Below are 21,121 nucleotides of genomic sequence, written 5' to 3' on the forward strand. Positions count from 1 at the left end.
GGGGTCGGAACCGGGCGCTCAGTCGGCGCTGCTGACGGTGACGTCCGCCAGGTTGATGCGCGAGTTGATCGAGTCCTCCGGGAAGCCCGAGACGATCGGGCTGACCGCGGTGATGGTCTCGCCGTTGTACAGCCAGTCGGCCGCGTGGTCCTCCGACACGATGCGGGCGGCCTGGGCGAGCAGCTTCGCCGACGCGTCGGGGTCGACCTCGGCCAGCGCCTGGGCGTACAGGTCCTGCACCTCGGCGTTGTCGTAGCCGAAGTAGTAGTCCGGGTTGGCGAAGTTGCCGAAGTCGCGCGGCTCGACGTGCAGCACGAAGCTGAGGTCGTAGTCCTTGTTGGTGTAGACGTCTTCGAGCCAGGTCGGGAACTCCACCGAGTCGACCTCGAGGTTCACGCCGACCTTGTCGAAGTCGGAGATGAGTACCTTCGGGACGGTCGTGCCGTAGAACGAGGGGATCGTGAGCGTGAGGTCGAGGTCCTCCTGCCCCGCCTCGGCCAGCAGCTCCTTCGCGCGCTCCGGGTCGTAGGAGATCACGTCGGAGAGGTCCTCGTAGCCCGGGTCGAGCTCGGGGATCGGCCCGTACAGCGGGGTGCCGGCTCCGACGGCCTCGATCAGCGCGTCGTGGTCGATCGCCAGGCGCAGCGCCTCACGCACGCGCACGTCGTCGAGCGGCGCCTTCTTGTTGTTGAACGCGAGCGTGGCCTTGTCGGTCGTGCGGCCCTTCGTGAGGGTGAAGTCGCCGGAGTCCTCCAGCTGTGATGCGAGGTTCGGGTCGACGGCGGTGAGCACGTCGACGTCGCCGGCGAGCGCCGCGTTCACGCCGGCGGTGAAGTCGGGGATGTACTGGAACTCGACCTCGGCGACGCTCACCGGGTCGCCCCAGTACTCGTCGTTGCGCGCGAACGTGATGGTGCTGCCCTTGTTCCAGCGCGAGAGCGTGAACGGGCCGGTGCCGTTCTCCGCGGTCTTCAGATCGGTCGTGTCGCCGGTCTTGAACACGAGCCCGGCCGGGCCCGTGAGTGCGAACAGGAAGTTCTGGTTCGGCGCGGACAGCACGATCTGCACGGTGGTCGGGTCGGGGGCGGTGATCGAGGCGACCGACGCGAACTCGGCGTTGCCCTGCACGGTGGCGTCGGTGCGCACGGTCTCGTACGACGACACGACGTCGGCGGAGGTCAGGGGAGTGCCGTCGTGGAAGACGACCCCGTCGTTCAGCGTGAACGTGTAGGTCAGCCCGTCGTCCGACACCTCGTAGTCCGAGGCCAGACGCCCCTCGATCTCGTTCTCCTGCGTGCGGCTGACGAGGCCCTCGTAGATGTTGTCGATGAGGATCTGCTCGAGGGCGGCGCCGCTCGTGTGGCGGATGTCGAGGTTGGTGGGCTCGAGCACGAGCCCCACGTGCAGCGTCGCGTTCGAATCGGGCTCGCCGGTCCCGGTGGAGGGTCCGGGCTCTGCGGAGCCGGAGCAGGCGCTGAGCACGACGGCGGTGGCCGCGAGTGCGGAGATCAGCGCGAGGCGTCGGTGACGAAAGAACATGGGTGTTTCCTCTCGGTGCGGCAGGTGCTGTGTGCCGGTGGGACGAGCCTAGGGTTGCGGGGAGGTGCGGGGGTCGGCGACGGAACGGAACGTCATATTCCGCCGGTCGCCGACGTGGTGCGCGAGGTCAGGAGCGCAGCCAGCTCGGCGGGCGCGGTCTCCTGCACGTTGTGGGTGGCGTCGAGCACCACCACGCGGGCGGCGGGGAGGCGGCGCTGCAGCTCGGCGGCGTCCTCGGCGCTCACGAAGCCCCGCTCCGCCCGGACCAGCGTCAGCGGGGAGCGCACGCCGGCGAGGTCGTCCCAGCCGGTCTCGTGCAGGACGGACGGGGCGGCCGGGGTGCCGGGGTCGTGCGCCGACAGCGCCTGCGCCGCGAGGTGGGCGAAGTGGTGCTTCCACTCGATCCGGCCGTCGTCGCGCACACGCGTGTTGAGGAAGACGCCGCGCTCGGTCTCGGGGCGGGTGCCGCCGAAGCCGAGCGCCATGGCCTTGTCGACCAGCTCGTCGCGAGTGGCGAAGTCGGTCGGGCCCTCGTAGAACGCCCGCAGCGCCGCGGGGCCGGCGGTCACGTCCACTCCCGGCGTGATGTCGACGACCACGAGTTCGGCCACGAGGTCGGGGCGGGCCGCGGCGAGGGCGGCGCCGGTGAGCCCGCCGAGGGACTGGCCGACGACCACCTGCGGCTGAGTCGTCCAGGCGTCGAGCGCGGCGGCCACGTCGGCGGCGAGCACGCGCGGGGTGTAGTCGGCGTCGTCGCGCCACGAGGAGTCGCCGTGACCGGCGAGGTCGATCGCGAGCACCGGCTGCTGCAGGGCCAGCGCGGTCGTGTCCCACGTGTGCGCGTTGAGCCCGGCCCCGTGCAGGAGCGTGATCCGGGGCTCGCCCGTGCCGAACCGGAGGGCGCTGAGGGTGCGGCCGTCCGCGAGCGGTAGTGTCAGGCGCTGCACCTCCGGGAGGGGGACGCCGAGCGCTTCGGCCTGTGCGGGAAGATAGGTGAACTCGCTGGTGTCGATCGCCACGGGGCTATTCTGCGCCCCTGCCACGCCGACGCGGAAATGCGAGAGCATTGTGACAAGAAGCTGCGGTCGATTACTTCTCGTTTCGATGTACATCATGGCGAGTAGCTTGACCTTCTGCATTTCCGGGTGTGCGCGCTCGCCGGTCGCTGCGCCTCGACCGCGCCATATCATGGAGGCATGACCGAACAGCGCGTGCATCTCTCCAAGACCGAGCCGGCTGCGTATCAGGCCCTCGACGCGTTCTCCAAGACGGTCGGCTCCATCTGTGCGGCGAACGGGATCGATGACCGGCTCAAGGAGCTCGTCATGATCCACTGCTCGCAATTGAACGGGTGCAGCTATTGCACGCGCATCCATGTCGATCGCGCGGCCGCCGCCGGGATCGACGCCGACACACTCACGCAGATCCCCGTGTGGCGCGAGAGCGGGGTCTTCAGCGACCGGGAGCGGGCGGCGCTCGAGCTCGCCGAGGCGTTCACGTTCATCGCGGAGGACGGCATCTCCGACGAGGTGTACGACCTGGTCGGCAGCGTCTTCACCGAGAAGGAGTACGCCGCGCTGAGCTGGGCCTGCGTATCGATCAACGCGTTCAACCGCATCGTCATCGCCGGTCGCTACCCGGTGCCGCCGCGCACCGCACCGGCCGCGTCATGACCGTTCTCGACGTCGAGGGCGTCTCGAACGTCCGAGACGTGGGCGGGATGCCGGCGGAAGGTGGGCGCATCCGCTCGGGTGTGCTGCTGCGGTCCGGTCAGCTCTCCACCGCGACGCCCGCCGGGGCCGCTGTCCTGCGGGACGCCGTGGCGCGCATCGTGGATCTGCGCGACGGGGAGGAGGTCGCCGCGGAGCCGAGCGAGATCGACGGGCCGGAGACGACGCACCTGCCGCTCTTCCTCGGGTCCGTCCGCTCCTTCTTCGAGTCGGACGTGAGCCTCGACGACCTGTACCTTCACCTGCTGGAGGAGAGCGGCGACCGGCTGGTGGAGGCCGTCCGCATCATCGCCGCCGGCGACCCGACCCTGGTGCACTGCACGGTGGGCAAGGACCGCACCGGGGTGACCGTCGCGCTCGCCCTGTCGGCCGTCGGCGCCGATCGGGAGGCGGTGATCGCGGATTACGCGCTCACCGAGTCTCAGCTGCCGCCGGAGCGCTCGCGGCGCATCGCCGAGTATCTGCGCTCACAGCACCCGGAGGCGGTGCACGCGGTGACCCTTGCCACGCAGTCGCCCGCCGACGTCATGCGACGGCTGCTCGCGCAGGTCGATGAGCGCTGGGGCTCGGCGGCGGGATACCTGCGCGCCAACGGCATGACCGAGGGCGAGCTCGACGCCCTGCGTGCCGCCCTGGTCGAGCCCATCGACTGAGGTCGCGAAGGAAGGTTAGGCAAGCCTTCACTTGGTGTAGCATGGAGCCATCATGACCACCTCGCTCGAGATCCGCGGAGCCCGCGCTGCACGTCGTGCCGCGCGTCGCCGCGCCCACCACCTGGTGACGGCCGATGAGCACTCCCTCGCGGAGCTCGAGGCCTTCCTGGCCACGCTGCCCCTGTGTGCCTCCGGTCGCATCTTCATCGAGGTGCCCGAGGTGTCCGACATCGGCGTGATCGAGGCACCCGGTCGCATGACGGTCACCTGGCTCGCGCGTGGACAGCGCTCGGGAACCCCGGGCAGCGGTCGCGCCTGCGCCGCGGGACAGGCGCTCGCCCGTGCCACCTGCGCCTGGGCCGACGAGATGATGTGCGACGACGAGGTGGAGACCCACGTCACGCTGCTGGGCGGCTACCTCGGCACGGCCGACATCGTCGAGCACCTCACCGGCGCCCTCGGCATCGCCCCCGGTCTGATCCACGCACCGGAGCGCTTCGGCCTCCTGCCGATCGCGCGCTGACTCAGCGCGGACGACGGACGTAGTTGCCGTCTTCCAGCCCCGCCTCGATCTCGAAGCGGTTGCGCAGCGGGTCGCGCCCCGCGAACAGGTACAGCACCGGCATCAGGAACCCGTAGCGCAGCCACTGCTCCTTGTGCACCGCCTCGTGTCGCAGGACCGCGTCGCTCGGCGGTTCGTCACCGGTGAGGAAGCAGCCACCGACGCACACACCGCCACGGTTGAACGTCCACGAGGGCATGCCGCGGAAGATCCACAGGCCGTTGCGTCGCTCGACCCGCCCCGTGCTCCACAGGGAGCCCCAGAGCCAGCCGACGGCTGTGCCCCAGGCGTAGCCCAGGCGGCTGATGGGGGAGCGCAGCAGGAACGCGGGGATGCGACGATCCGCACGCCGCCCGCGGCGCAGCCGTTCGGCGGCCTCGTCCTGCCAGCCCTCCGGCGGCGTCACGCGACCGCTCCGACCAGGCGCAGCAGCGCGCCCAGATCGTCGACCGCGTCGGCCGGGGACCGCGGCGCGAAGCCGGCGATCGTCGCCCCGGCCAGCGGGATGCTCTCCCGCAGGCGGCGGATGGCCGCGCTCAGGGCGGCGGGAGACACCCCGAACGGCACCGCGGAGGACACTCCGGCGAAGGCGGCGGGGTCGAGCACGTCGACGTCGATGTGCACCCACACGCGGCGGGCGCCCGTGGCCCGCACCGCGGCGGCCAGTGCGTCCGGATCGTCGAGATCGGCGACCGACAGACCGGTGAGCGCGGCGAGCGGATCGACCTCGGCGTCGTCGACGTTGCGGACACCGACGGTCACCACGCGCTCCCGCGGCACACCGGGGGACAGCGCGAGCTGCTCCTCGCCCTCGCCGAGCACCGCGCGCAGCGCCATGCCCGAGAAGGCACCGGACGGGGAGGTCTCCGGCGTGTGCAGGTCGGCATGCGCGTCGCACCACACGACCGCCACATCGTCCGTCCCCCCGGGGAGCGCGTCGAGTGCCGCGACCGTGATGCTGCAGTCGCCGCCGATCAGCACCGTGTCGGCCGTGAGGTGCTCGCGCACCAGCTCGCGCGTCCGCTGCAGGGCGCTGAGGCGTCGCACCCCCGTCCCGAGGGCCTCGCCCGCCTCGACGGGCACCTCCAGCACGGTGGTCGCCGCGCGCGGGAGATCGCCGGCGATCGCCGACGCCCCGTCGACCAGGAGCATCGCCCGCGCGGCGGGCGAACCCTGCCACTGCGGCACGACGAGGAAGCGGACCATGGGAAGACCTCTCGACAGCGGAAGTGCTGATGCCCCGGGCACGCGGCCCGGGGCATCAGCGAGGGATCAGGAACCTTCGAGTGCCTGACGGGGAGCAGCGCCCCCGGCCTTGAGCTCGGCCAGGCGCGCCTCGACCTCGGTCAGCTCGCCGAGGTCCTCCAGGCTCTCGAACTGCGCATCGAGGCTCGACGCGGCCAGCTCGGCCTTGCCCTGCGCGATGGCCTCCTGGCGGCGGACCTTGTCCTCGAAGCGGCCCAGCTCGCTGGTCGGGTCGAGCACGTTGATCGAGCTCACCGCGTCCTGCACCTTGGTCTGCGCCTCGGCGACCTTGGCGCGGGCGAGCAGCTCGCTGCGCTTGTTCTTGAGCTCGTTGAGCTTGTCCTTCATGCCGTTGAGGCCGGTCTTGAGCTTGTCGACGATCTCCGTCTGCGCGGCGATCTGCGGCTCGGCGCCGGTCGCCTCACGCTCGGCGCTGATCTGGCGCTGCAGGGCGATCTTGGCGAGGTTGTCGAACTTGTCGGCGTCGGCGGTGTTGCCGGCACCGCGCATCTCATCGGCCTTGCGGCTCGCGGCGAGGGCCTTGTTGCCCCACTCGGTGGCGGCCTGCACGTCTTCCTCGTGATCGCGCTCGAGCAGACGCAGGTTGCCGATGGTCTCCGCGATGGCGGACTCGGCGTCGGCGATGCTGTTGGTGTAGTCGCGGACGAGCTGGTCGAGCATCTTCTGCGGGTCTTCCGCAGAATCCAGGAGGGCGTTGATGTTCGCGCGGACGAGGGTGGAGATCCGTCCGAAGATGGACTGCTTGGCGGTCATGCGTGGTTCCTTTCAGAGGGTCGTCGTAAAGAGCGTGTCGTACGTGTCTGTGCGGGGGATCAGAAGCGTCGCCCCCCGGAGCGTCCGCGGCTGCCTCCGCCTCCGAAGCCGGAGCTGCGGAAACCGCCGCCGCCGGAGGAGCGCCAGCCGCTGCTGCTGCGACGCGAGGACCCGCCCCCGCCGCCCGCCAGCAGTCCGCCGATGATCCCGCCGAGGATGTCGCCGCCGATGCCGGAGCCGCCCGAGCCGGTCGAGCCGCCGAAGAGCCCGCCCCAGCTGTCGTCGGCGGCCACGGTCGGGCCGTACGAGCGGACGTCGGACTCGGCCGCCGCGGTCGCCTGTCTGGCGAGGTCGAGCGCCCTGGTCGCCTCGGCGAGTGCCCGCTCGACGTCGGTCGTGCGCAGGCTCAGCGCCTGCGTGAGTGCGGCCTCGGCGCTCGCGAGGCGCGTCCGCGCGGCGGAGCCGACCGTGCCGCGGCGGGTCTCGATGAACTCCCTCGTCGCGCGGATCTCGGAGTTCGCCTGGGCCAGCGTGGGCTCGAGCAGCTGTTGCGCACGGCGCGCGCGGTCGACGGCCTCGCGCCCCTGCGCGAGCGCGGCGTCGATCTGCGTGTTCGCGGCCGTGAGCGCGTCGAGTGCGCGCTGCGGATTCTTCGCCGTGCCGGTCAGATCGGCCTGCGCGACCTGCAGCTGCTGGGCGGTGGCCGAGGCCGCGGCGGCGATCGCGCCGGACGGGTCGGGCAGCTGCGCGGCGGCGGCGAGGTCGGACTGCAGCTCCGCGACCAGGGCGGTGGCGGCCCGCTGCGTGGCGGACAGCTCCGTGCCGAGCGCCACGATCGCCCGCACCAGTTGGCCGGCCTGCGCCACGGACTGCTCCGCGGTGCGGATCGCGAACGCCGCCTCGCCCGATCGCCCGGCGGCGATCGCCTGCTCGGCAGCCTGGATCGAGCGGTCGGCGAGGGCTGCACGCTCCTGCGCCTGCGTCGGGTTGTCGGCCACCGTGGCGAACGCGGCCGGATCGTACGCGGCCGAGAGCGCGGCGAGCGACGAGGCGGCGGTCGGCAGCAGCGGGGTCAGTGCGGCGCGCTCTCCGCGCACGCGCTCGAGCTCCTGCGGCGCGTTCTGCTCCAGCTGGCGCAGTGCGTCGAACGCCTCGGTGTTCTCGTCGAGCACGCGGTCGATCTCGTCGGCGAGCTGGATGATGCGGATGTGCCACGCCCGGCGGTCATGGACGGAGTCCTCGATCTCGTCGTCGAGCTTCTGCCGCAGGTCGAACGCCTCCGCGATCTTCGCCTTGGCCTCGTCGACCGCGCGCGTGAACTCGGCCGTCGCCCCGTCGCCGAACTGCGCCACCGCGAAGCCGAGCTCCTCGCGGCTGGACGTGATGGCGTCGTCGGCCTGCACGAGCGCGGCACCGGCCTGCTGCTCGACCTGCGCGTCGGTGAGCGTGGAGAACGGGTCGGCGGGGTCGGGGGTCTCGGGCATCGCGCCGCGCTCGCGGGTGGCGGCGTTGCGCCGCGCACGGCGGACGAGCGAGACCACGAGCCAGATCAGCAGCAGCACGACGACGACCGCGACCACGATGAGCGTCACCCGCAGGGCACCCGCGCCGCCGTCGCCCTGGATCCGGTCGGCCGCGAGGGTGATCGCGCCCGCCCAGTCCCCGGCTCCCGCGAGCGGTGCGATGTCGTTCTCGATGCCGTCGAGCTGGCTGTTGCTCAGCGGACCGGAGGAGTCGGCGGAGATGTAGAGGCTGCGGCCGTCGACCGCGATCGCGAGCAGGTACTGCGACGGGCCGAGGTTGTTCGCCGACGCCACCGCGTCGGCCCAGTCCGCGCTGTCGGAGGGGTTGGTGAAGTCGTCGACGAGGACGACGAAGAGGTCGGCCGAGGAGTTGGCCGAGAGCTCCTGCAAGCGGGTCTCGACCGTGCTCTTCTCGGACGGGCTCAGGACCCCGGCCTGATCGGTGACGTACCCGGCGTCGAGCGTGAGCGGATCGGTGGCGGAGGCGGCGGACGTGCTGAACGTCCCGATCATCGCGGCCAGCAGAAGTGCGGCCAGCGCAAGCCACCGTTTCGTCATCGTGTTCCCTCCGACCGGCAGCCGAGCCCCATGTCACGAGTCTATGCACTGGGTACGACACGCGACAGCGCCGCGGGGCGCATCGCCGTTCGCCGTCAGCGGAGACACATACGCTGGAGGGCATGGACGACAGGTACGGATCGGATGTGCTGGCGTCGGGCTGGCGCGAACGCGGAGCGAAGCAGGTGCCGATCGTCCCGGCCGAGATCGACCTCGTGGTCGAGGTCGCCGCGGACGGCTACTGCGGCGCGGTGACGCGCGTGCAGGGCGGCACCGTCGAGCTCGAGGACTGGAAGGGGCGCAAGCGCCTCTTCCCGCTCGGCGGCGGCTTCCTGATCGACGGCGCGCCCGTGCGGCTGACCGTCCCCGCCGTGAAGGAGCAGGGACCGCGACGCACGGCCTCCGGCTCGTTCGCGGTCGCCGACCAGCGCGCCAGGACCGCGCTTCCCAGCCGCATCCTCGTCGAGGGACGCCACGATGCCGAGCTGGTCGAGAAGGTGTGGGGCGCGGACCTGCGGGTGGAGGGCGTCGCGGTGGAGTATCTGCAGGGCGTCGACCTGCTCGACGAGCTCCTCGCCGCCGAGCCGCCCAGCCGTGAGCGGCGCTACGGCGTGCTGGTGGACCACCTCGTGCCGGGATCGAAGGAGTCGCGCATCGCCGAGGCCGTGGCCCGCGGACCCCACGGCCGGCACGTGCGCATCGTCGGCCACCCGTTCGTCGACGTGTGGCAGTGCGTCACCCCGCGGGCGCTGGGCATCGCGGCGTGGCCCGAGATCCCGCGCGGCGTGGACTGGAAGACGGGCATCTGCCGCGCGTTCGGATGGCCGCACGAGACCCAGGCCGACACCGCGCGGGCCTGGCAGCACATCCTGTCCAAGGTCACCACGTATCGCGACCTCGAACCCGCGCTGCTCGGCCGTGTGGAGGAGCTGATCGACTTCGTCACGGAGCCGGCGGGCTAGCGCTCCGGTCCGGGCGGCGGAGCGCCGACGGCTACCCTGGAACCATGCCCGAACCCCGCACTTTCCGCGACGAACCGGTGTCTTTCGTGCGCCGCAGCGGCCGGATGTCCGACGCGCAGGAGCGCGCCTTCGCCGAGCTCGGCCCGCAGTACCTGCTGGACGTGCCGCGCGACGTGGCCTGGACCTCGGTGCACCCGGAAGCACGGCTCGACCCCGCGGCCGAGTACGGCAGGCACGCCGACCTGTACGTCGAGATCGGCTCGGGCCAGGGCCACGCGATCGTCGCCGCCGCGACCTCCCGCCCGGACGACGACTTCCTGGCGGTCGAGGTGTTCCGAGCGGGACTCGCGCGCACCATGCTCGATGCCGACCGGGAGGGCGCGCGCAATCTCCGCGTGGTCGAGGCCAACGCACCGGAGGTGCTGTCGTCGTACCTGCCCGAGGGTGCCGCGCGCGAGGTGTGGATCTTCTTCCCCGACCCCTGGCACAAGAAGCGGCACACCAAGCGCCGCCTCGTCCGTGCGGGCTTCGGGGCGACCGCGGCCAGGGCGCTGCGCGACGGCGGTCTGCTGCGGCTCGCGACCGACTGGGAGGACTATGCGCTCCAGATGCGCGAGGTGCTCGACGAGGATCCGCTCTTCGAGCGCGCGTTCGACGGTGAGTGGGCGGAGCGCTTCGACGGGCGCGTGATGACGGCCTTCGAGCGGAAGGGCATCGCGAAGGGACGCGACATCCGCGACCTCGTATACCGTCGGCGGGCGCGCGCGTGACCCTGCCCGCGACGGCCACCTCCCTCCGTGCGGGCGGCGTGGTGGCGGCCGCGCTCGTGTGCGCCGCGGCTCCGGCGTTCTTCGTGCTGGAACTGCCCTGGCTCGGGTGGCTGCTGCTCGCGGTCGGCGTCGCTGCGGCGTGGGTCGCGGAGCGCTCGGGGAACTCCCGACGGACGGACGCTGCGGAGGCGGGCGCGGTGCCGGAGGACGGGCGGCGACGGACCCCGTCGCTCACGCGCGACCTGTCGCTCATCGCGGTCGGCATGCTGATCGTGAGCGTCATCCCGCTCGCCGCGGAACTGGACAACCTCGCGATGCTGCGGTTCACCCTCGCGCTGGGCGGCGCGGTCGCCGTGCCGTACCTGATCTCCCGCTTCGTGTACCGCGACCGGGCGATCTCGTTCCCGTGGCGCACGGGGCGGCGCTGGGGGCGGCTCCAGTGGGGCTGGCTGGTGGCGGTGCTCGTGCTGGGCTGGCTGATCCTGCCGTACTACTTCATCAGCAGCGGCGTGTACCAGAACTGGCCGGTGGTCGACACGCCCGACCTCATCGCCCGCCTGTTCGTCGGCGTCGGCGCGGTCGGCATCTGGGACGAGCTGTTCTTCATCTGCACCGTCTTCGCCCTGCTGCGGCGGCACTTCCCGGACGCCCTGGCGAACGTGCTCCAGTCGATCGTGTTCGTGTCGTTCCTGTGGGAGCTCGGCTATCGCGAGTGGGGGCCGCTGCTGACCATCCCGTTCGCGCTGCTGCAGGGCTTCATCTTCCTCCGCACGCACTCTCTCGCCTACGTGGTGACCGTCCACCTGCTGTTCGACGCCGTCGTGTTCGCGGTCCTCGTCCATGCCCACAACCCCGGGCTGCTGCCGGTCTTCCTCGTGTGAGCGGCTTGCCCCGCAGCGCCTCGCGACGGGACAATCGGGTGTGCTCATCGTCGGACTCGTCCTCGCCGCGGCCGCTGCGGCCTTCCACGTCTTCATCTTCGCGCTCGAATCCCTGCGCTGGACCGAGCCGGAGACCCGCAAGATCTTCGGCGTCGCGAGCGAGGCCGACGCCGTGACCATGAAGCAGCTCGCGTTCAACCAGGGCTTCTACAACCTGTTCCTGGCGCTCACGACGCTGCTCGGCATCGGTCTCGTGATCGTCGGCGCCGCCACGGTGGGTGTGACGCTCGTGCTGGCCGGCACCGGGATGATGCTGGCCGCGGCCCTCGTCCTGGTGCTCTCCGATCGCTCGAAGGCACGCGCCGCGGCGATGCAAGGAACCCTGCCGCTGCTCGCCGTGCTCGCGACCGCGGTCGGGCTCGCCCTGGGCTGAGCCCGGCGCGAGGGGTGACTTTCCCGCGCGCAGCCGCCACACTCGGTGAATGGCCGAGTGGGTGCTGCACGTGGACATGGACCAGTTCATCGCCGCCGTCGAGGTGCTGCGCCGCCCCGAGCTCGCCGGTCGACCCGTGATCGTCGGCGGGCGCGGCGACCCCACCGAACGCGCGGTCGTCTCCACCGCCTCCTATGAGGCGAGGGCCTACGGGATCGGTTCGGGCATGCCGTTGAAGATCGCCGCGCGCAAGGCGCCGGAGGACGCGGTGTTCCTGCCCGTCGACCACGAGGAGTACGAGCGGGCGTCGGACGCGGTGATGTCGGCGCTGCGGGGGCTGCCGGGCGTGGTGGTGGAGGTGCTCGGTTGGGACGAGTGCTTCCTCGGTGTCTCTACCGACGACCCGGAAGGGGTCGCGCGGGCGGCGCAGGCGGCGGTGCGGGAGGCGACGGCACTGCACTGCTCGGTCGGCATCGGGGACAACAAGGTGCGCGCCAAGATCGCGACCGAGTTCGGAAAGCCGCGGGGGCTGTTCCGCCTCACGTCCGACAACTGGTTCGAGGTGATGGGCGAGCGCGGGACGAGAGAGCTGTGGGGGATCGGCCCCAAGGTGCAGAAGCGTCTGGCCGGGCACGGCATCACGACCGTGCGCGAGCTGGCCGACGCGGACGACCAGGAGCTGATCGCCGAATTCGGGCCGCGGATGGGCGTGTGGTACCACGGCCTCGGCTCCGGGCTCGGGCCCACCGAGGTCGACGACACGCCCTGGGTCGCGCGCAGCCACAGCCGGGAGACCACCTACCAGCAGAACCTCACGACGCCCGAGCAGGTGGAGGCGGCGCTCCGGGAGCTCGCCGGACAGGCCTTCGACGACTGCGCGAAGGAGGGGCGGGCCGTCGTGCGTGTGCACCTCAAGGTGCGCTACGCCCCGTTCGACACCAGGACCTTCGGGCACAAGCTGCCCGCCCCCACCACCCGTCGCGACGAGGTGGTGGCGGAGGCGGTGCGGCTCGGCGCCACGCTCGACCCCGCACGCGAGGTACGACTGCTCGGCGTCCGGGCGGAGATGACGCCGCCGGACACCCCGGGCACGGTGGAGCGTACCCCCGTGCGCGGCCGCCTCTGACCTCAGTCGCGGATGACCGCGGCGACCGCGCTCACCTCGATCAGGGCGCCGGGGACGCCGAGCCCTGCCACGAGGGCGGCGGTCACGAGCGGCGGCGCCCCCTCGCGCGTCAGCGTGGGCGCCACGGCACCGTACGCGGCGCGGAGATCGGCATCCTGATGGATCAGGATCGTCCAGCTGAGGACGTCGTCGAGCGACGCGCCCGCCGACTCGAGCGCCACCCGCGCGTTCTGCACCGCGCGCACGGACTGCTCGCCGACGTCGGTCGAGACGACGGCACCGGACTCGTCGACGCCGTTCTGGCCCCCGACGTAGATGGTCGTCGCCCCGGGAGGCACGACCGCGACATGGCTGAAGGCCGGGCTGGCCACGAGGCCGGCCGGCTGCGTGAGTGTGATCTGCATGCGCGCATCCTCCTCCCGGCCACCGACATCGGCATTCAGACCCGGGTCCGCTGCCACGTCGGCCGACCGTGGAGCGTGCGGATGGTCCACGGACCGTGAGGGCGCGCGGCGGGGTTCGCGCCCCCACGACCGTGCCCTTCGAGAGGGCCCCAGACGATCGCGAGATCGAGCACGTCGGTGTCGTCGGACTTCGACGGCACGGGGGGACGATACTCGCGGTGGGAGCGCTGCCGCACCGGGTGGCGCGCGAGTTCACCCGGGTGATCGGCGGGGCGGCCCGGCCGGAAGCGCGCGGCGCGTCGGTCCACCGCAGTACGCTTCCCTCACGGTGGAGGGAGAACGGATGGGCGCGAGGCGCAGGCCGCCCTGGCTGCTCAGCACTCTCGACGGGTATCGACGCGGATGGGTGACGGGCGACATCGTCGCCGGTCTCGCCGCGGGAGCCGTGGTCGTGCCGCAGGCGATGGCCTATGCGACGATCGCCAACCTCCCCGTGCAGGTGGGCCTCTACACGTGCATCGTGCCGATGCTGGTGTACGCGGTGCTGGGCGGCAGTCGCGCCATGAGCGTGTCGACCACGTCGACCATCGCCACGCTGACCGCCACGACCCTGGTCTCGGCCGGGGTCGCCGCGGGGTCGGACGACGCCCTCGGCTCGCTCATGATGCTCACGCTCCTCGTGGGCGCGATCCTGCTGCTGGCGCGGCTGTGCCGCCTCGGGAGCCTGGTGGAGAACATCAGCGGGGCGACCGTTCTGGGGCTCAAGATCGGGGTCGGTGCGACCGTGGCCGTCGGGCAGCTGCCGAAACTCCTGGGAGAGACGTTCGACTTCTCCGGACACGGCTTCCTGCGGTCGCTCGTCGCCGTGGGCGAGGCGGCGGCGAGTGTGAACCCGGCGACCGTGCTGCTGTCGGCCGGATCGATCGCGGTGCTGCTGCTGTGCCGCCGCTTCCTCCCTCGGGTCCCCGGCGCCCTGGTGGTCGTGCTCGGCGGCATCCTCCTGGTGGGCCTGGGCCACATCGACCGGCTCGGAGTCGATCTGATCGAACCGGTCCCCAGCGGCCTTCCCGTGCCCGGGGTGCCCGACTTCGCACAGGCTCCCGCCCTCGTTCCCGGTGCCCTCGCGATCGCCGTGATGGCGTTCCTCGAGTCGGCGGCGGTCGCCCGCAGCCTGCGACGGCCCGCCGAGCCTCCGATCGACAGCGACCAGGAGCTGCTCGCCACGGGCGCGGCCAACACGGTCGGCTCGTTCTTCGCCGCGATACCGGCCGCCGGGGGCTTCTCCCAGAGCGCGGTGAACCAGGGTGCCGGGGCGCGCACCCAACTCGCGACGCTCGTGACCGTGGTCCTCGCGGTGCTCGTGGCGCTGTTCCTCGGCCCGGTCCTGAGCCTGCTGCCGGAGGCCACCCTCGCCGCGCTGGTGTTCATCGCGGTCGTCGGACTGGTCGACGTGCCGCAGCTCGTGCGCTGGTTCCGGATCAGCCGCACGGACTTCTGGATCGCGACCGCGGTCGCGGTGATCGGACTGACGGCCGGGCTGCTCCCGGCCGTCGCGATCGGGGTGGTCGTGACGCTGATCCTGGTGCTGCGCGAGCTGAACGTGCCGCGGGTGCGCGTGACGACGCGCGTGGGCCCCGTGGTCGCGATCGAGCTGGAGCGGGGACTGTACACCGCGAACGCCCTCGCGAACGAACGGCTCGTGCTCGACACCGTCGCGGGTCTGCAGCCCCCGGTGACCGCGGTGGTGCTCGGGCTGCAGCAGCAGACGGCGGTGTCCATCACCGTGCTCGACGCGCTGGAGGAACTGGATCGCGAGCTTGCGCAGCGGGGGGTGACGATGCACGTCGCGGCCCTGCCTGACGGGGCGGCGGAGGTCGCCGGGCGGGTGCCCTGGTTCGCGGGACTGGAACGGCAGGGACGGGTGCACGCGACCGTCGACATCGGGGTGGGCACCGCCGGCGGCGTGCAGGGCGACGTGCACCCGGACGACGCCCGCGACGACCGCTGACCCGCGCAAGGGAGAGGCCGCGGCGGGCCGACACGGCGCGGCGCTGATCTGGCGGGGCCGCGGTCCCTCATCGCGGGCGTCGGCGGGTCGGGGCGTCGGCCCCGCCGTGAGCAGGGGCATGCCCTTGCGGAACCGCTCTCATCGGGGAATATACTGCCGCCGAGGGGGAGAGCCGCTTCAGGATCGGGGGGACCGATGACGGAAGATGCTCGACACGGAGGTGGGACGACCAGTCCCATCCCCACATCGATGAAGGGCGAGGTACGGAGGGAACGACTGCTGACCCGGCTCAGCGCCGCGATGGAGGAGCCGTGGTCGCTCACGCTCGTGGGCGCGCCGGCCGGCGCCGGCAAGACGCGGCTGCTCGCGCAGTGGTCGCGTGAGCTGCGCGAGCACGCCGACGTCGAGGTCGTGTGGGTCGCGATGGAGCGCGGCGACGGCGTCGACACCCTGATCGCGGGTCTCGAACGGATCCCCGATCCCGCACTGCAGCGCGGCTTCGCCCGCGTGCCGCGCGGTCACGGGGCGGCCACCATGCGCGGACTCGCCAGGGCCCTGGACGCGGCCCGCAGACGGATCGTGATCATCGTCGACGACGTGCACCACCTTCAGGACGACGAGTCCGCCCACCTGATGTCGGTGTTCGTGCAGACGGTCCCCGGCGACGTGCACGTCGTGCTGTCCGGTCGCGGCACGCGCATGATCCCGCTGGCCCGTCGTCGGCTCAGCGGCATCGCCCTCGAACTCGACGGTGCTGCCCTGGCGTTCCGTCCACACGAGATCCAGGCGTTCTTCGCGCTCCGCGACCTGCACCTGAACCCGAGCGAGATCGCCGCGCTGCTGGCCCGCACCGCGGGGTGGGCCGCGGCGCTGCAGCTCATGATGCTCAACGCCCCCGGCGGGGGCCCGGTCGGGGCCTACCCGCTCCGGGGAGACGACCCCGACGTGGTCGACTACTTCGTGGAGGAGGTCTTCGGAGACCTCAGTGACGAGCTGCGCGGCTTCCTGGAGACGACGGCCGTCCCCGAGTCGTTCACGACCGCACTCGCGACCGTCCTCTGCGGCAGCGCACGCGCGGGCGCTCTGATCGAGCGGTTGCTGCGGCTCAACGTGCTCGCCGGCCCCGACGGCGCGGACCCCCCGCGGTACCACTACCACCCGCTGCTGCGCGCTTTCCTGCTCGGGCGCCTGCGCGCCAGGGGCAGCAGCGAGCCCGCCCGGCTCGAGGGCATCGCGTCGGCGTGGTTCGACGGGCAGGGGGAAGCCCTTCCCGCACTGGTCCACGCCGTGCGCAGCGGAGAGGAGTTCTGCGTCTCGGCGATCCTCCGTCGCAGCGGCATGCAGCTCGTGCTCGACGGCCACCCCGACGAGGTCGTCGCGGCGACCGGGGAACTGACCGCGCAGCGCCGCGCGGAGCCGGGGGTGCGGATGCTGATCGCGGCGGCCGAGCTCACCCGCGGGAACGCGTCCGCGGCGGTCGCGGCGCTGTCGTCGACGCCGGAGACGGACGAGTCGGACGTGCACCGGGCGTGGAGGCGGGGGCTCGCGCTGCACACGGCACTGCGCCGAGGGGGGATCGAGGACGCGCTCGCCGCGGTGGGCTCGGAGCTCCGCACGCCGACGGGCGAGGAGCGGATCGACGCCTACGCGACGCTGCAGCTCGCGATGGCCCAGCTCTTCACCGGTCGGCTGGAGCAGTCCGAGGTGTCGGCCAGACGGGCGGCCGACCTGGCGCGGGCGATCGGTGCCGTATCGGCGGAGCTGCAGGCGGAGACCGCGCTCCTCACGGCAGCCCTGTTCCGCGGGCGGCTGCGCGAGGTGATGGATGCGAGTGCGGCTCTGGACGAGCGGTGGCATGAGCGCGGCGCACCGGACAACGCGTTCGTCGAGGTCGCCCGGGTGTGGCGATCGTGGGTGCCGTACGAGGCCATGAACCTGCTCGACGCGAGTCCAGCGCTGCTGCCGTCGGCGCGGGTCCTCGACGCGGGAGGGGAGACCGCGATCGCGCGGGGGCTGCACGGGTTGCAGGCACTGCTCGCCGCGGACGCGGTCGACGACGCCCACGCCTCGGCCATGGCGCTGTTCGACTTCCTCGCGCCGCGGGAGGACCTCCCGTTGCCGGTGCACTGGTACGCCATGATGGCGCCGTTCGTGGTGCACGCGTTCCACCGTCTGAACGAGCCCACGATCCGCGACCGCTTCATCGACGAGGTGGAGGCGGCGCTCGGCGAGACCGGGGACGTGCTGGTCCTCCGTGCGCTCGCCGCGATGCACGACCGACGGCCCGGTGTCGCGCGCGGAGCCCTCGTCCCGGTGCTGGAGGGGGCCGCACGCTGCCTGCTGCCGGCGTCGATGATCGACGCCTGGCTGGTGGAGTCGCACCTCGACGTGGAGGACGCCGAGCCGGATCGGGCGCAGTTCGCCCTCGCCACCGCGCTGGCGCTCGCCGAGCCGGAGGACCACGTCCGCCGGGTCGCGGAGGCCGGGACGGTCGTGACGCAGCTGCTGGCGGCACGAGCGACCCCCGGTTCGCGCACCCGGTTCGCCGACCGCGTGCGCGAGCGGTTCACCGCCGCCGGCGTCCTGGCGGAGGAGGAGCTGACGCACCGCGAGCGCATCGTGCTGGCCGCCCTGTGCCGCAACGCCACGCTGCGGGAGATCGCCGCGCAGGAGTACATCTCCCCGAACACGGTCAAGACGCACGTGCGCAACATCTACCGCAAGCTCGGCGTGTCCGACCGCGAGGGGGTGACGGCGGCCGCCCACGCGCTCGGCATCGGGTGATCCCCGACTCGTCGCGGCGTGGTCAGAGCAGCGTCCCGAGGGCCTTGTCGAGTTGCAGCACTCCGATCACCAGCAGCATCGCGGCGTTGAGCACGTGCGTGTTCCCGGAGATCCACGACCGCACGCGGTTGAGCAGCGGCTGGGCGGCCTCGCCGCGCGCGACCACGAAGAGCACCGGAGCCGCGATGGGCAGGGCGCCGACCACGACGAACACGACCGCGGTCCAGAACGCCGCCGTGCCGCCCACATCGGCCAGCGAGATGTCGAGTGCGGCGAGCACGGCGCACGACGCGTCGACGGGGTTGAGCGCGAACAGTCCGAGTCCGAGCAGGAACGTGCGGCCGGGGCGGAAGGACGCCACCGAGTGCAGCCACCCGGGCAGTTGCGGCGATGCGGCGACGACATCGCGCGGTGAGGAGGCGGCGGCCATCTGGGCGATATGGGCACGGCCCTTGCGGTAGACCCACACGGCAGCGCCCACCAGGAACAGTCCGAGCAGCAGCCGCAGGAGGGCCACCCACAGCGGTGGCTCGCGCTGGCTGTGCACCTCGACCCGGGAGAAGATCCAGAGGAACAGGGCGACGAGCCCACCGAGCCCGAGGAGCCAGCCGAGCAGATACGCGATGCCGTTCGCCCTGGCCCGCCGCGACAGCAGCACCGCGACGAGCGCCATGATCGCGAGCGGGCTCAGCACGACCCCGAGCGCGACGGGGGTCAAGGAGACGATCAGCGGTCCTATGGCGTCACCCCCTTCCGTACCGGGCCCGCCGCGACTCAGAACGCGGCGATGCCCTTGCCGATCATCGACACGCCGATCACGAGGAGGAGCACGGCCATGATGACCGCGTTCTCCTGCGCGAGCCAGCCGCGCAGGGCGTCGAGCGGGCCCCGCAGCCGCTCGGCCGCGACCAGGTACCCCACCACCGGTACGAGGACCGTCGACGCGGCGATCAGCGTGAACACGCCGATCACCACGACCAGGGCCCCGCCGTCCAGGCCGGCCGCGCCGATGTCCACCCCCGCTCCCGCCGCCATCAGCAGGTTCTTCGGGTTCACGGCGGAGAGCAGGAATCCGAGCCCGAGTGCCATCGGGAACCGCATCGTGTCGATCGCCTTCATCCACGCCGGCATGCTGGCGGTGCGACCGGCGCCGGGGCGACGGCGCCACTGTCCCACCGCGAGCAGCAGCAGGCCGACGCCGAGCAGCAGCTGCACGGTGCCGCGGATGGGTCGCGAGGCGTCGGGGTCCTGCTCGGGGAGCACGGCGGACAGCAGCGTGAAGACGCTCACGGCGACCACGATGCCCGCGACCCAGCCCAGCAGGAAGCCGACGCTCGTGACACGGGCCTTCGGCGACAACAGCATCAGGATCGCCGCGATGATGGGGATCGGGCTGATCGCGATGCCGAGCGCGAGGGGGAGGACACTTCCGATGGCGGCTCCCATGGGTCTACCTCTCGTCGGGCGCCGGCTCGGGGGCCGACGCGGTCAGGGCGGCGATCGCCGCGCGGTTGGTGGCGTGCAGCGGCTCGCCGTCGAGCAGGTCCAGCTCGGACAGCCGCCGCCAGGTGTTCGCGCGCACGCGGCTGAACGACAGCGAGATCGAGCGGTCGGCGAGCCAGCGTTTGAGAGCGGCGAACGACTCGGCGCCCGTGACGTCGACGTCGGTCACGGCCTCCATGTCGACGACGAGGTGCTGCACCGCGCCGTCGCCCGCGGCCCGGATCGCCTCCTTCACCGCGGACGTGAATACCGTGCCGTTGGCGAAGAAGAGCGGCGCGGCCAGGCGCACCACGATGATGCCCGGTGCCGTCGTCGCTCCGGACGGCGCGTCCTCCAGCAGCGACTCCGCCGGATCGCCCGAGGCCTCCAGCACGTCGATCGCGGGTGAGGCCGCGCGCTTGGCGAGGTTGATGAGGGCCAGCACGAACGCGACGAGGATCCCGGGGATCGAACCGATCAGGAGAGTGACGAGGAAGCAGACCGCGCCGATCAGGAACTCGAACCGGTCTTTGCGCCACAGGTCGATGAACTCCCGCACGCCCAGCAGCGGAATGATGGCGACGCCCACGATCGCCCCGATCGCCGGCGAGGGGATGTCCTCCAGCAGCGCCGTCCCGAACAGCAGCAGGAGGAGGGTGCCGACGGCGAGCACGACCGCGGGCAGCTGCGTGCGCGAGCCGGCCTGGTCCATCGCGGCCGTGCGCGACGTGGACGAGCCGACCGCGAAGCTGCCCTGCGCGCCGGCTGCGACGTTCGCGACCCCGAACGCGAGCAGGTCGCGGTTGGCCCGAAACGGGTACCCGTGCTTCTCCGCGTACGACCGCGACACCAGCAGGCCCTCGGCCGTGGTGACCAGGGTGAGCGCGATCGCGGACGGCACGAGCGCCAGCCACGTGCCCCAGTCCAGCACGGGCCACGTCAGCGCGGGGGGACCGGCGGGGACGGCGCCCAGCACGTCGACCCCGCGGTCGTCGAGTCCCGCCAGCAGCACGAGCACGGTCGTCAGGATCAGGACGACGAGTGCCCACGGGACCGCGCGCAGGAAGGCCTTCCCGATCAGGAGCACCGCGACCGAGCCGGCGGCGATCAGCAGGGACCAACCGTTGAGCGTGGGCAGTCCGCCGATCAGCGCAACTGTCTTCTCGGGGAACTCGGCACCGGAGTCGATCTTCACGCCCAGCATCTTGGCGATCTGGCTCACCATGATGTCCAGCGCGAGGCCGCCCACGAAGCCGACCAGGATCGGCTTCGACAGGAAGTCGGCGAGGAAGCCGAGCCGGAACACCGCCAGGAGCACGAACATCAGCCCGGACAGCACGGCCTGCGCGAGTGCGAGCGTGGCGTAGTCGGCGCTCCCGGCCACGGCCAGCCCGCCGACGGACGAGGCGACGAGCGCGGCCGCCGCCGCGTCGGGAGAGGCGACGAGCTGCCGCGACGACACGACCAGCGCGTACAGCACGGTGGGGACGATCAGCGCGTAAAGCCCGGCGGTCGCGGGCAGCCCGGCGATCTGGGCGTATCCGATGTTCAACGGGATGGCGATCGCGAGCAGGGTGACGCCCGCCGTCACCTCCGTGAGGGCGTTGCGCGCCGTCAGACCGGCGAGCGGTCGTTGCATCCCCGCCTCCTCTCGCCGCGGCACCGAGCGCCGCGCGTCCACCCTTCC

20 protein-coding genes are annotated in these 21,121 nt (G+C 72.1%); 10 read left to right on the forward strand and 10 right to left on the reverse strand.

The window, feature by feature from the left end:
- Positions 1-18 precede the first annotated feature (18 nt).
- Positions 19-1,539 (reverse strand): ABC transporter substrate-binding protein, encoded by a 1,521-nt coding sequence (locus tag KV394_RS11860; protein WP_136036870.1) that lies wholly within the window; start codon positions 1,537-1,539, stop codon positions 19-21.
- 92 nt (positions 1,540-1,631) lie between these two features.
- Positions 1,632-2,558 (reverse strand): alpha/beta fold hydrolase, encoded by a 927-nt coding sequence (locus KV394_RS11865; protein WP_240745409.1) that lies wholly within the window; start codon positions 2,556-2,558, stop codon positions 1,632-1,634.
- Between the two features lie 177 nt (positions 2,559-2,735).
- Between KV394_RS11865 and KV394_RS11870 the strand changes: the two genes are divergently transcribed.
- Genes KV394_RS11870 through KV394_RS11880 form a run of 3 tightly spaced genes read left to right on the forward strand, consistent with a single transcriptional unit; the run spans position 2,736 to position 4,445 of the window.
- Positions 2,736-3,212 carry a carboxymuconolactone decarboxylase family protein gene (locus KV394_RS11870; RefSeq protein WP_136036868.1) on the forward strand — a complete coding sequence of 159 codons (477 nt, stop codon included), beginning with the start codon at positions 2,736-2,738 and terminating at the stop codon, positions 3,210-3,212.
- Positions 3,209-3,922, forward strand: a complete 714-nt coding sequence (locus KV394_RS11875) for a tyrosine-protein phosphatase (RefSeq protein ID WP_247981519.1) — start codon at positions 3,209-3,211, stop codon at positions 3,920-3,922. The genes KV394_RS11870 and KV394_RS11875 overlap by 4 nt, the downstream gene beginning before the upstream one ends.
- Before the next feature lie 52 nt (positions 3,923-3,974).
- On the forward strand, positions 3,975-4,445 hold the full coding sequence (locus KV394_RS11880; RefSeq protein ID WP_136044548.1) for an SIP domain-containing protein: 471 nt from the start codon (positions 3,975-3,977) through the stop codon (positions 4,443-4,445).
- Between the two features lies 1 nt (position 4,446).
- Here the strand turns inward: KV394_RS11880 and KV394_RS11885 are convergent, their stop codons facing one another.
- The 4 genes from KV394_RS11885 to KV394_RS11900 form a co-directional block, all read right to left on the reverse strand.
- The gene (locus KV394_RS11885) at positions 4,447-4,890 is read right to left on the reverse strand and encodes a Fe-S oxidoreductase (protein WP_240744603.1); all 444 of its coding nucleotides are present in this window, start codon (positions 4,888-4,890) and stop codon (positions 4,447-4,449) included.
- A complete protein-coding gene (locus KV394_RS11890; protein ID WP_247981520.1) occupies positions 4,887-5,690 on the reverse strand; it encodes an arginase family protein in 804 nt (267 codons plus the stop codon). The genes KV394_RS11885 and KV394_RS11890 overlap by 4 nt, the downstream gene beginning before the upstream one ends.
- Positions 5,691-5,756: 66 nt before the next feature.
- A complete protein-coding gene (locus KV394_RS11895) occupies positions 5,757-6,503 on the reverse strand; it encodes a PspA/IM30 family protein (protein WP_136032592.1) in 747 nt (248 codons plus the stop codon).
- 59 nt (positions 6,504-6,562) lie between these two features.
- A complete protein-coding gene (locus KV394_RS11900; RefSeq protein WP_247981521.1) occupies positions 6,563-8,584 on the reverse strand; it encodes a TPM domain-containing protein in 2,022 nt (673 codons plus the stop codon).
- Positions 8,585-8,706: 122 nt separating this feature from the next.
- Between KV394_RS11900 and KV394_RS11905 the strand changes: the two genes are divergently transcribed.
- From KV394_RS11905 to KV394_RS11925, 5 genes are read left to right on the forward strand one after another with little or no spacing between them, the layout of a single operon-like run.
- On the forward strand, positions 8,707-9,546 hold the full coding sequence (locus KV394_RS11905; RefSeq protein WP_247981522.1) for a DUF3097 domain-containing protein: 840 nt from the start codon (positions 8,707-8,709) through the stop codon (positions 9,544-9,546).
- A 44-nt stretch (positions 9,547-9,590) separates the two neighbouring features.
- A complete protein-coding gene (gene trmB / locus KV394_RS11910) occupies positions 9,591-10,316 on the forward strand; it encodes a tRNA (guanosine(46)-N7)-methyltransferase TrmB (protein WP_136032587.1) in 726 nt (241 codons plus the stop codon).
- Complete coding sequence (locus KV394_RS11915) at positions 10,313-11,197, forward strand: CPBP family intramembrane glutamic endopeptidase (RefSeq protein ID WP_168387309.1); 885 nt, start codon at positions 10,313-10,315, stop codon at positions 11,195-11,197. The genes trmB and KV394_RS11915 overlap by 4 nt, the downstream gene beginning before the upstream one ends.
- A 40-nt stretch (positions 11,198-11,237) precedes the next feature.
- On the forward strand, positions 11,238-11,630 hold the full coding sequence (locus tag KV394_RS11920; RefSeq protein ID WP_247981523.1) for a DUF1304 domain-containing protein: 393 nt from the start codon (positions 11,238-11,240) through the stop codon (positions 11,628-11,630).
- Positions 11,631-11,679: 49 nt separating this feature from the next.
- Positions 11,680-12,756 (forward strand): DNA polymerase IV, encoded by a 1,077-nt coding sequence (locus KV394_RS11925; protein ID WP_247981524.1) that lies wholly within the window; start codon positions 11,680-11,682, stop codon positions 12,754-12,756.
- A gap of 2 nt (positions 12,757-12,758) precedes the next feature.
- Here the strand turns inward: KV394_RS11925 and KV394_RS11930 are convergent, their stop codons facing one another.
- Positions 12,759-13,160: a RidA family protein gene (locus tag KV394_RS11930; RefSeq protein WP_247981525.1), complete on the reverse strand. Its 402-nt coding sequence runs from the start codon at positions 13,158-13,160 to the stop codon at positions 12,759-12,761.
- A gap of 343 nt (positions 13,161-13,503) precedes the next feature.
- Here KV394_RS11930 and KV394_RS11935 point away from each other — a divergent pair, with 343 nt between their 5' ends.
- Positions 13,504-15,168 (forward strand): SulP family inorganic anion transporter, encoded by a 1,665-nt coding sequence (locus KV394_RS11935; protein ID WP_247981526.1) that lies wholly within the window; start codon positions 13,504-13,506, stop codon positions 15,166-15,168.
- A gap of 249 nt (positions 15,169-15,417) precedes the next feature.
- On the forward strand, positions 15,418-17,952 hold the full coding sequence (locus tag KV394_RS11940; RefSeq protein WP_247981527.1) for a LuxR C-terminal-related transcriptional regulator: 2,535 nt from the start codon (positions 15,418-15,420) through the stop codon (positions 17,950-17,952).
- 22 nt (positions 17,953-17,974) lie between these two features.
- Here the strand turns inward: KV394_RS11940 and KV394_RS11945 are convergent, their stop codons facing one another.
- Genes KV394_RS11945 through KV394_RS11955 form a run of 3 tightly spaced genes read right to left on the reverse strand, consistent with a single transcriptional unit; the run spans position 17,975 to position 21,073 of the window.
- Positions 17,975-18,670 carry a GAP family protein gene (locus tag KV394_RS11945; RefSeq protein ID WP_247981528.1) on the reverse strand — a complete coding sequence of 232 codons (696 nt, stop codon included), beginning with the start codon at positions 18,668-18,670 and terminating at the stop codon, positions 17,975-17,977.
- Between the two features lie 56 nt (positions 18,671-18,726).
- Positions 18,727-19,398, reverse strand: a complete 672-nt coding sequence (locus KV394_RS11950; RefSeq protein ID WP_247981529.1) for a GAP family protein — start codon at positions 19,396-19,398, stop codon at positions 18,727-18,729.
- Positions 19,399-19,402: 4 nt separating this feature from the next.
- The gene (locus tag KV394_RS11955; protein WP_247981530.1) at positions 19,403-21,073 is read right to left on the reverse strand and encodes a SulP family inorganic anion transporter; all 1,671 of its coding nucleotides are present in this window, start codon (positions 21,071-21,073) and stop codon (positions 19,403-19,405) included.
- Positions 21,074-21,121 lie beyond the last annotated feature (48 nt).

The organism is Microbacterium sufflavum (genome assembly GCF_023101165.1).
In the GTDB taxonomy this organism is placed as follows: Bacteria; Actinomycetota; Actinomycetes; order Actinomycetales; family Microbacteriaceae; genus Microbacterium; species Microbacterium sufflavum.

What these genes read in the sequence shown, in the direction of transcription:
- KV394_RS11875 (WP_247981519.1), top strand. Translation starts at nt 3,209, where the DNA reads ATGACCGTTCTCGACGTCGAGGGCGTCTCGAACGTCCGAGACGTGGGC.
- KV394_RS11870 (WP_136036868.1), top strand. Translation starts at nt 2,736, where the DNA reads ATGACCGAACAGCGCGTGCATCTCTCCAAGACCGAGCCGGCTGCGTAT.
- KV394_RS11925 (WP_247981524.1), top strand. Translation starts at nt 11,680, where the DNA reads ATGGCCGAGTGGGTGCTGCACGTGGACATGGACCAGTTCATCGCCGCC.
- trmB (WP_136032587.1), top strand. Translation starts at nt 9,591, where the DNA reads ATGCCCGAACCCCGCACTTTCCGCGACGAACCGGTGTCTTTCGTGCGC.
- KV394_RS11860 (WP_136036870.1), bottom strand. Translation starts at nt 1,539, where the DNA reads ATGTTCTTTCGTCACCGACGCCTCGCGCTGATCTCCGCACTCGCGGCC.
- KV394_RS11940 (WP_247981527.1), top strand. Translation starts at nt 15,418, where the DNA reads ATGAAGGGCGAGGTACGGAGGGAACGACTGCTGACCCGGCTCAGCGCC.
- KV394_RS11895 (WP_136032592.1), bottom strand. Translation starts at nt 6,503, where the DNA reads ATGACCGCCAAGCAGTCCATCTTCGGACGGATCTCCACCCTCGTCCGC.
- KV394_RS11905 (WP_247981522.1), top strand. Translation starts at nt 8,707, where the DNA reads ATGGACGACAGGTACGGATCGGATGTGCTGGCGTCGGGCTGGCGCGAA.
- KV394_RS11880 (WP_136044548.1), top strand. Translation starts at nt 3,975, where the DNA reads ATGACCACCTCGCTCGAGATCCGCGGAGCCCGCGCTGCACGTCGTGCC.
- KV394_RS11930 (WP_247981525.1), bottom strand. Translation starts at nt 13,160, where the DNA reads ATGCAGATCACACTCACGCAGCCGGCCGGCCTCGTGGCCAGCCCGGCC.
- KV394_RS11900 (WP_247981521.1), bottom strand. Translation starts at nt 8,584, where the DNA reads ATGACGAAACGGTGGCTTGCGCTGGCCGCACTTCTGCTGGCCGCGATG.
- KV394_RS11955 (WP_247981530.1), bottom strand. Translation starts at nt 21,073, where the DNA reads ATGCAACGACCGCTCGCCGGTCTGACGGCGCGCAACGCCCTCACGGAG.
- KV394_RS11935 (WP_247981526.1), top strand. Translation starts at nt 13,504, where the DNA reads ATGGGCGCGAGGCGCAGGCCGCCCTGGCTGCTCAGCACTCTCGACGGG.
- KV394_RS11890 (WP_247981520.1), bottom strand. Translation starts at nt 5,690, where the DNA reads ATGGTCCGCTTCCTCGTCGTGCCGCAGTGGCAGGGTTCGCCCGCCGCG.
- KV394_RS11950 (WP_247981529.1), bottom strand. Translation starts at nt 19,398, where the DNA reads ATGGGAGCCGCCATCGGAAGTGTCCTCCCCCTCGCGCTCGGCATCGCG.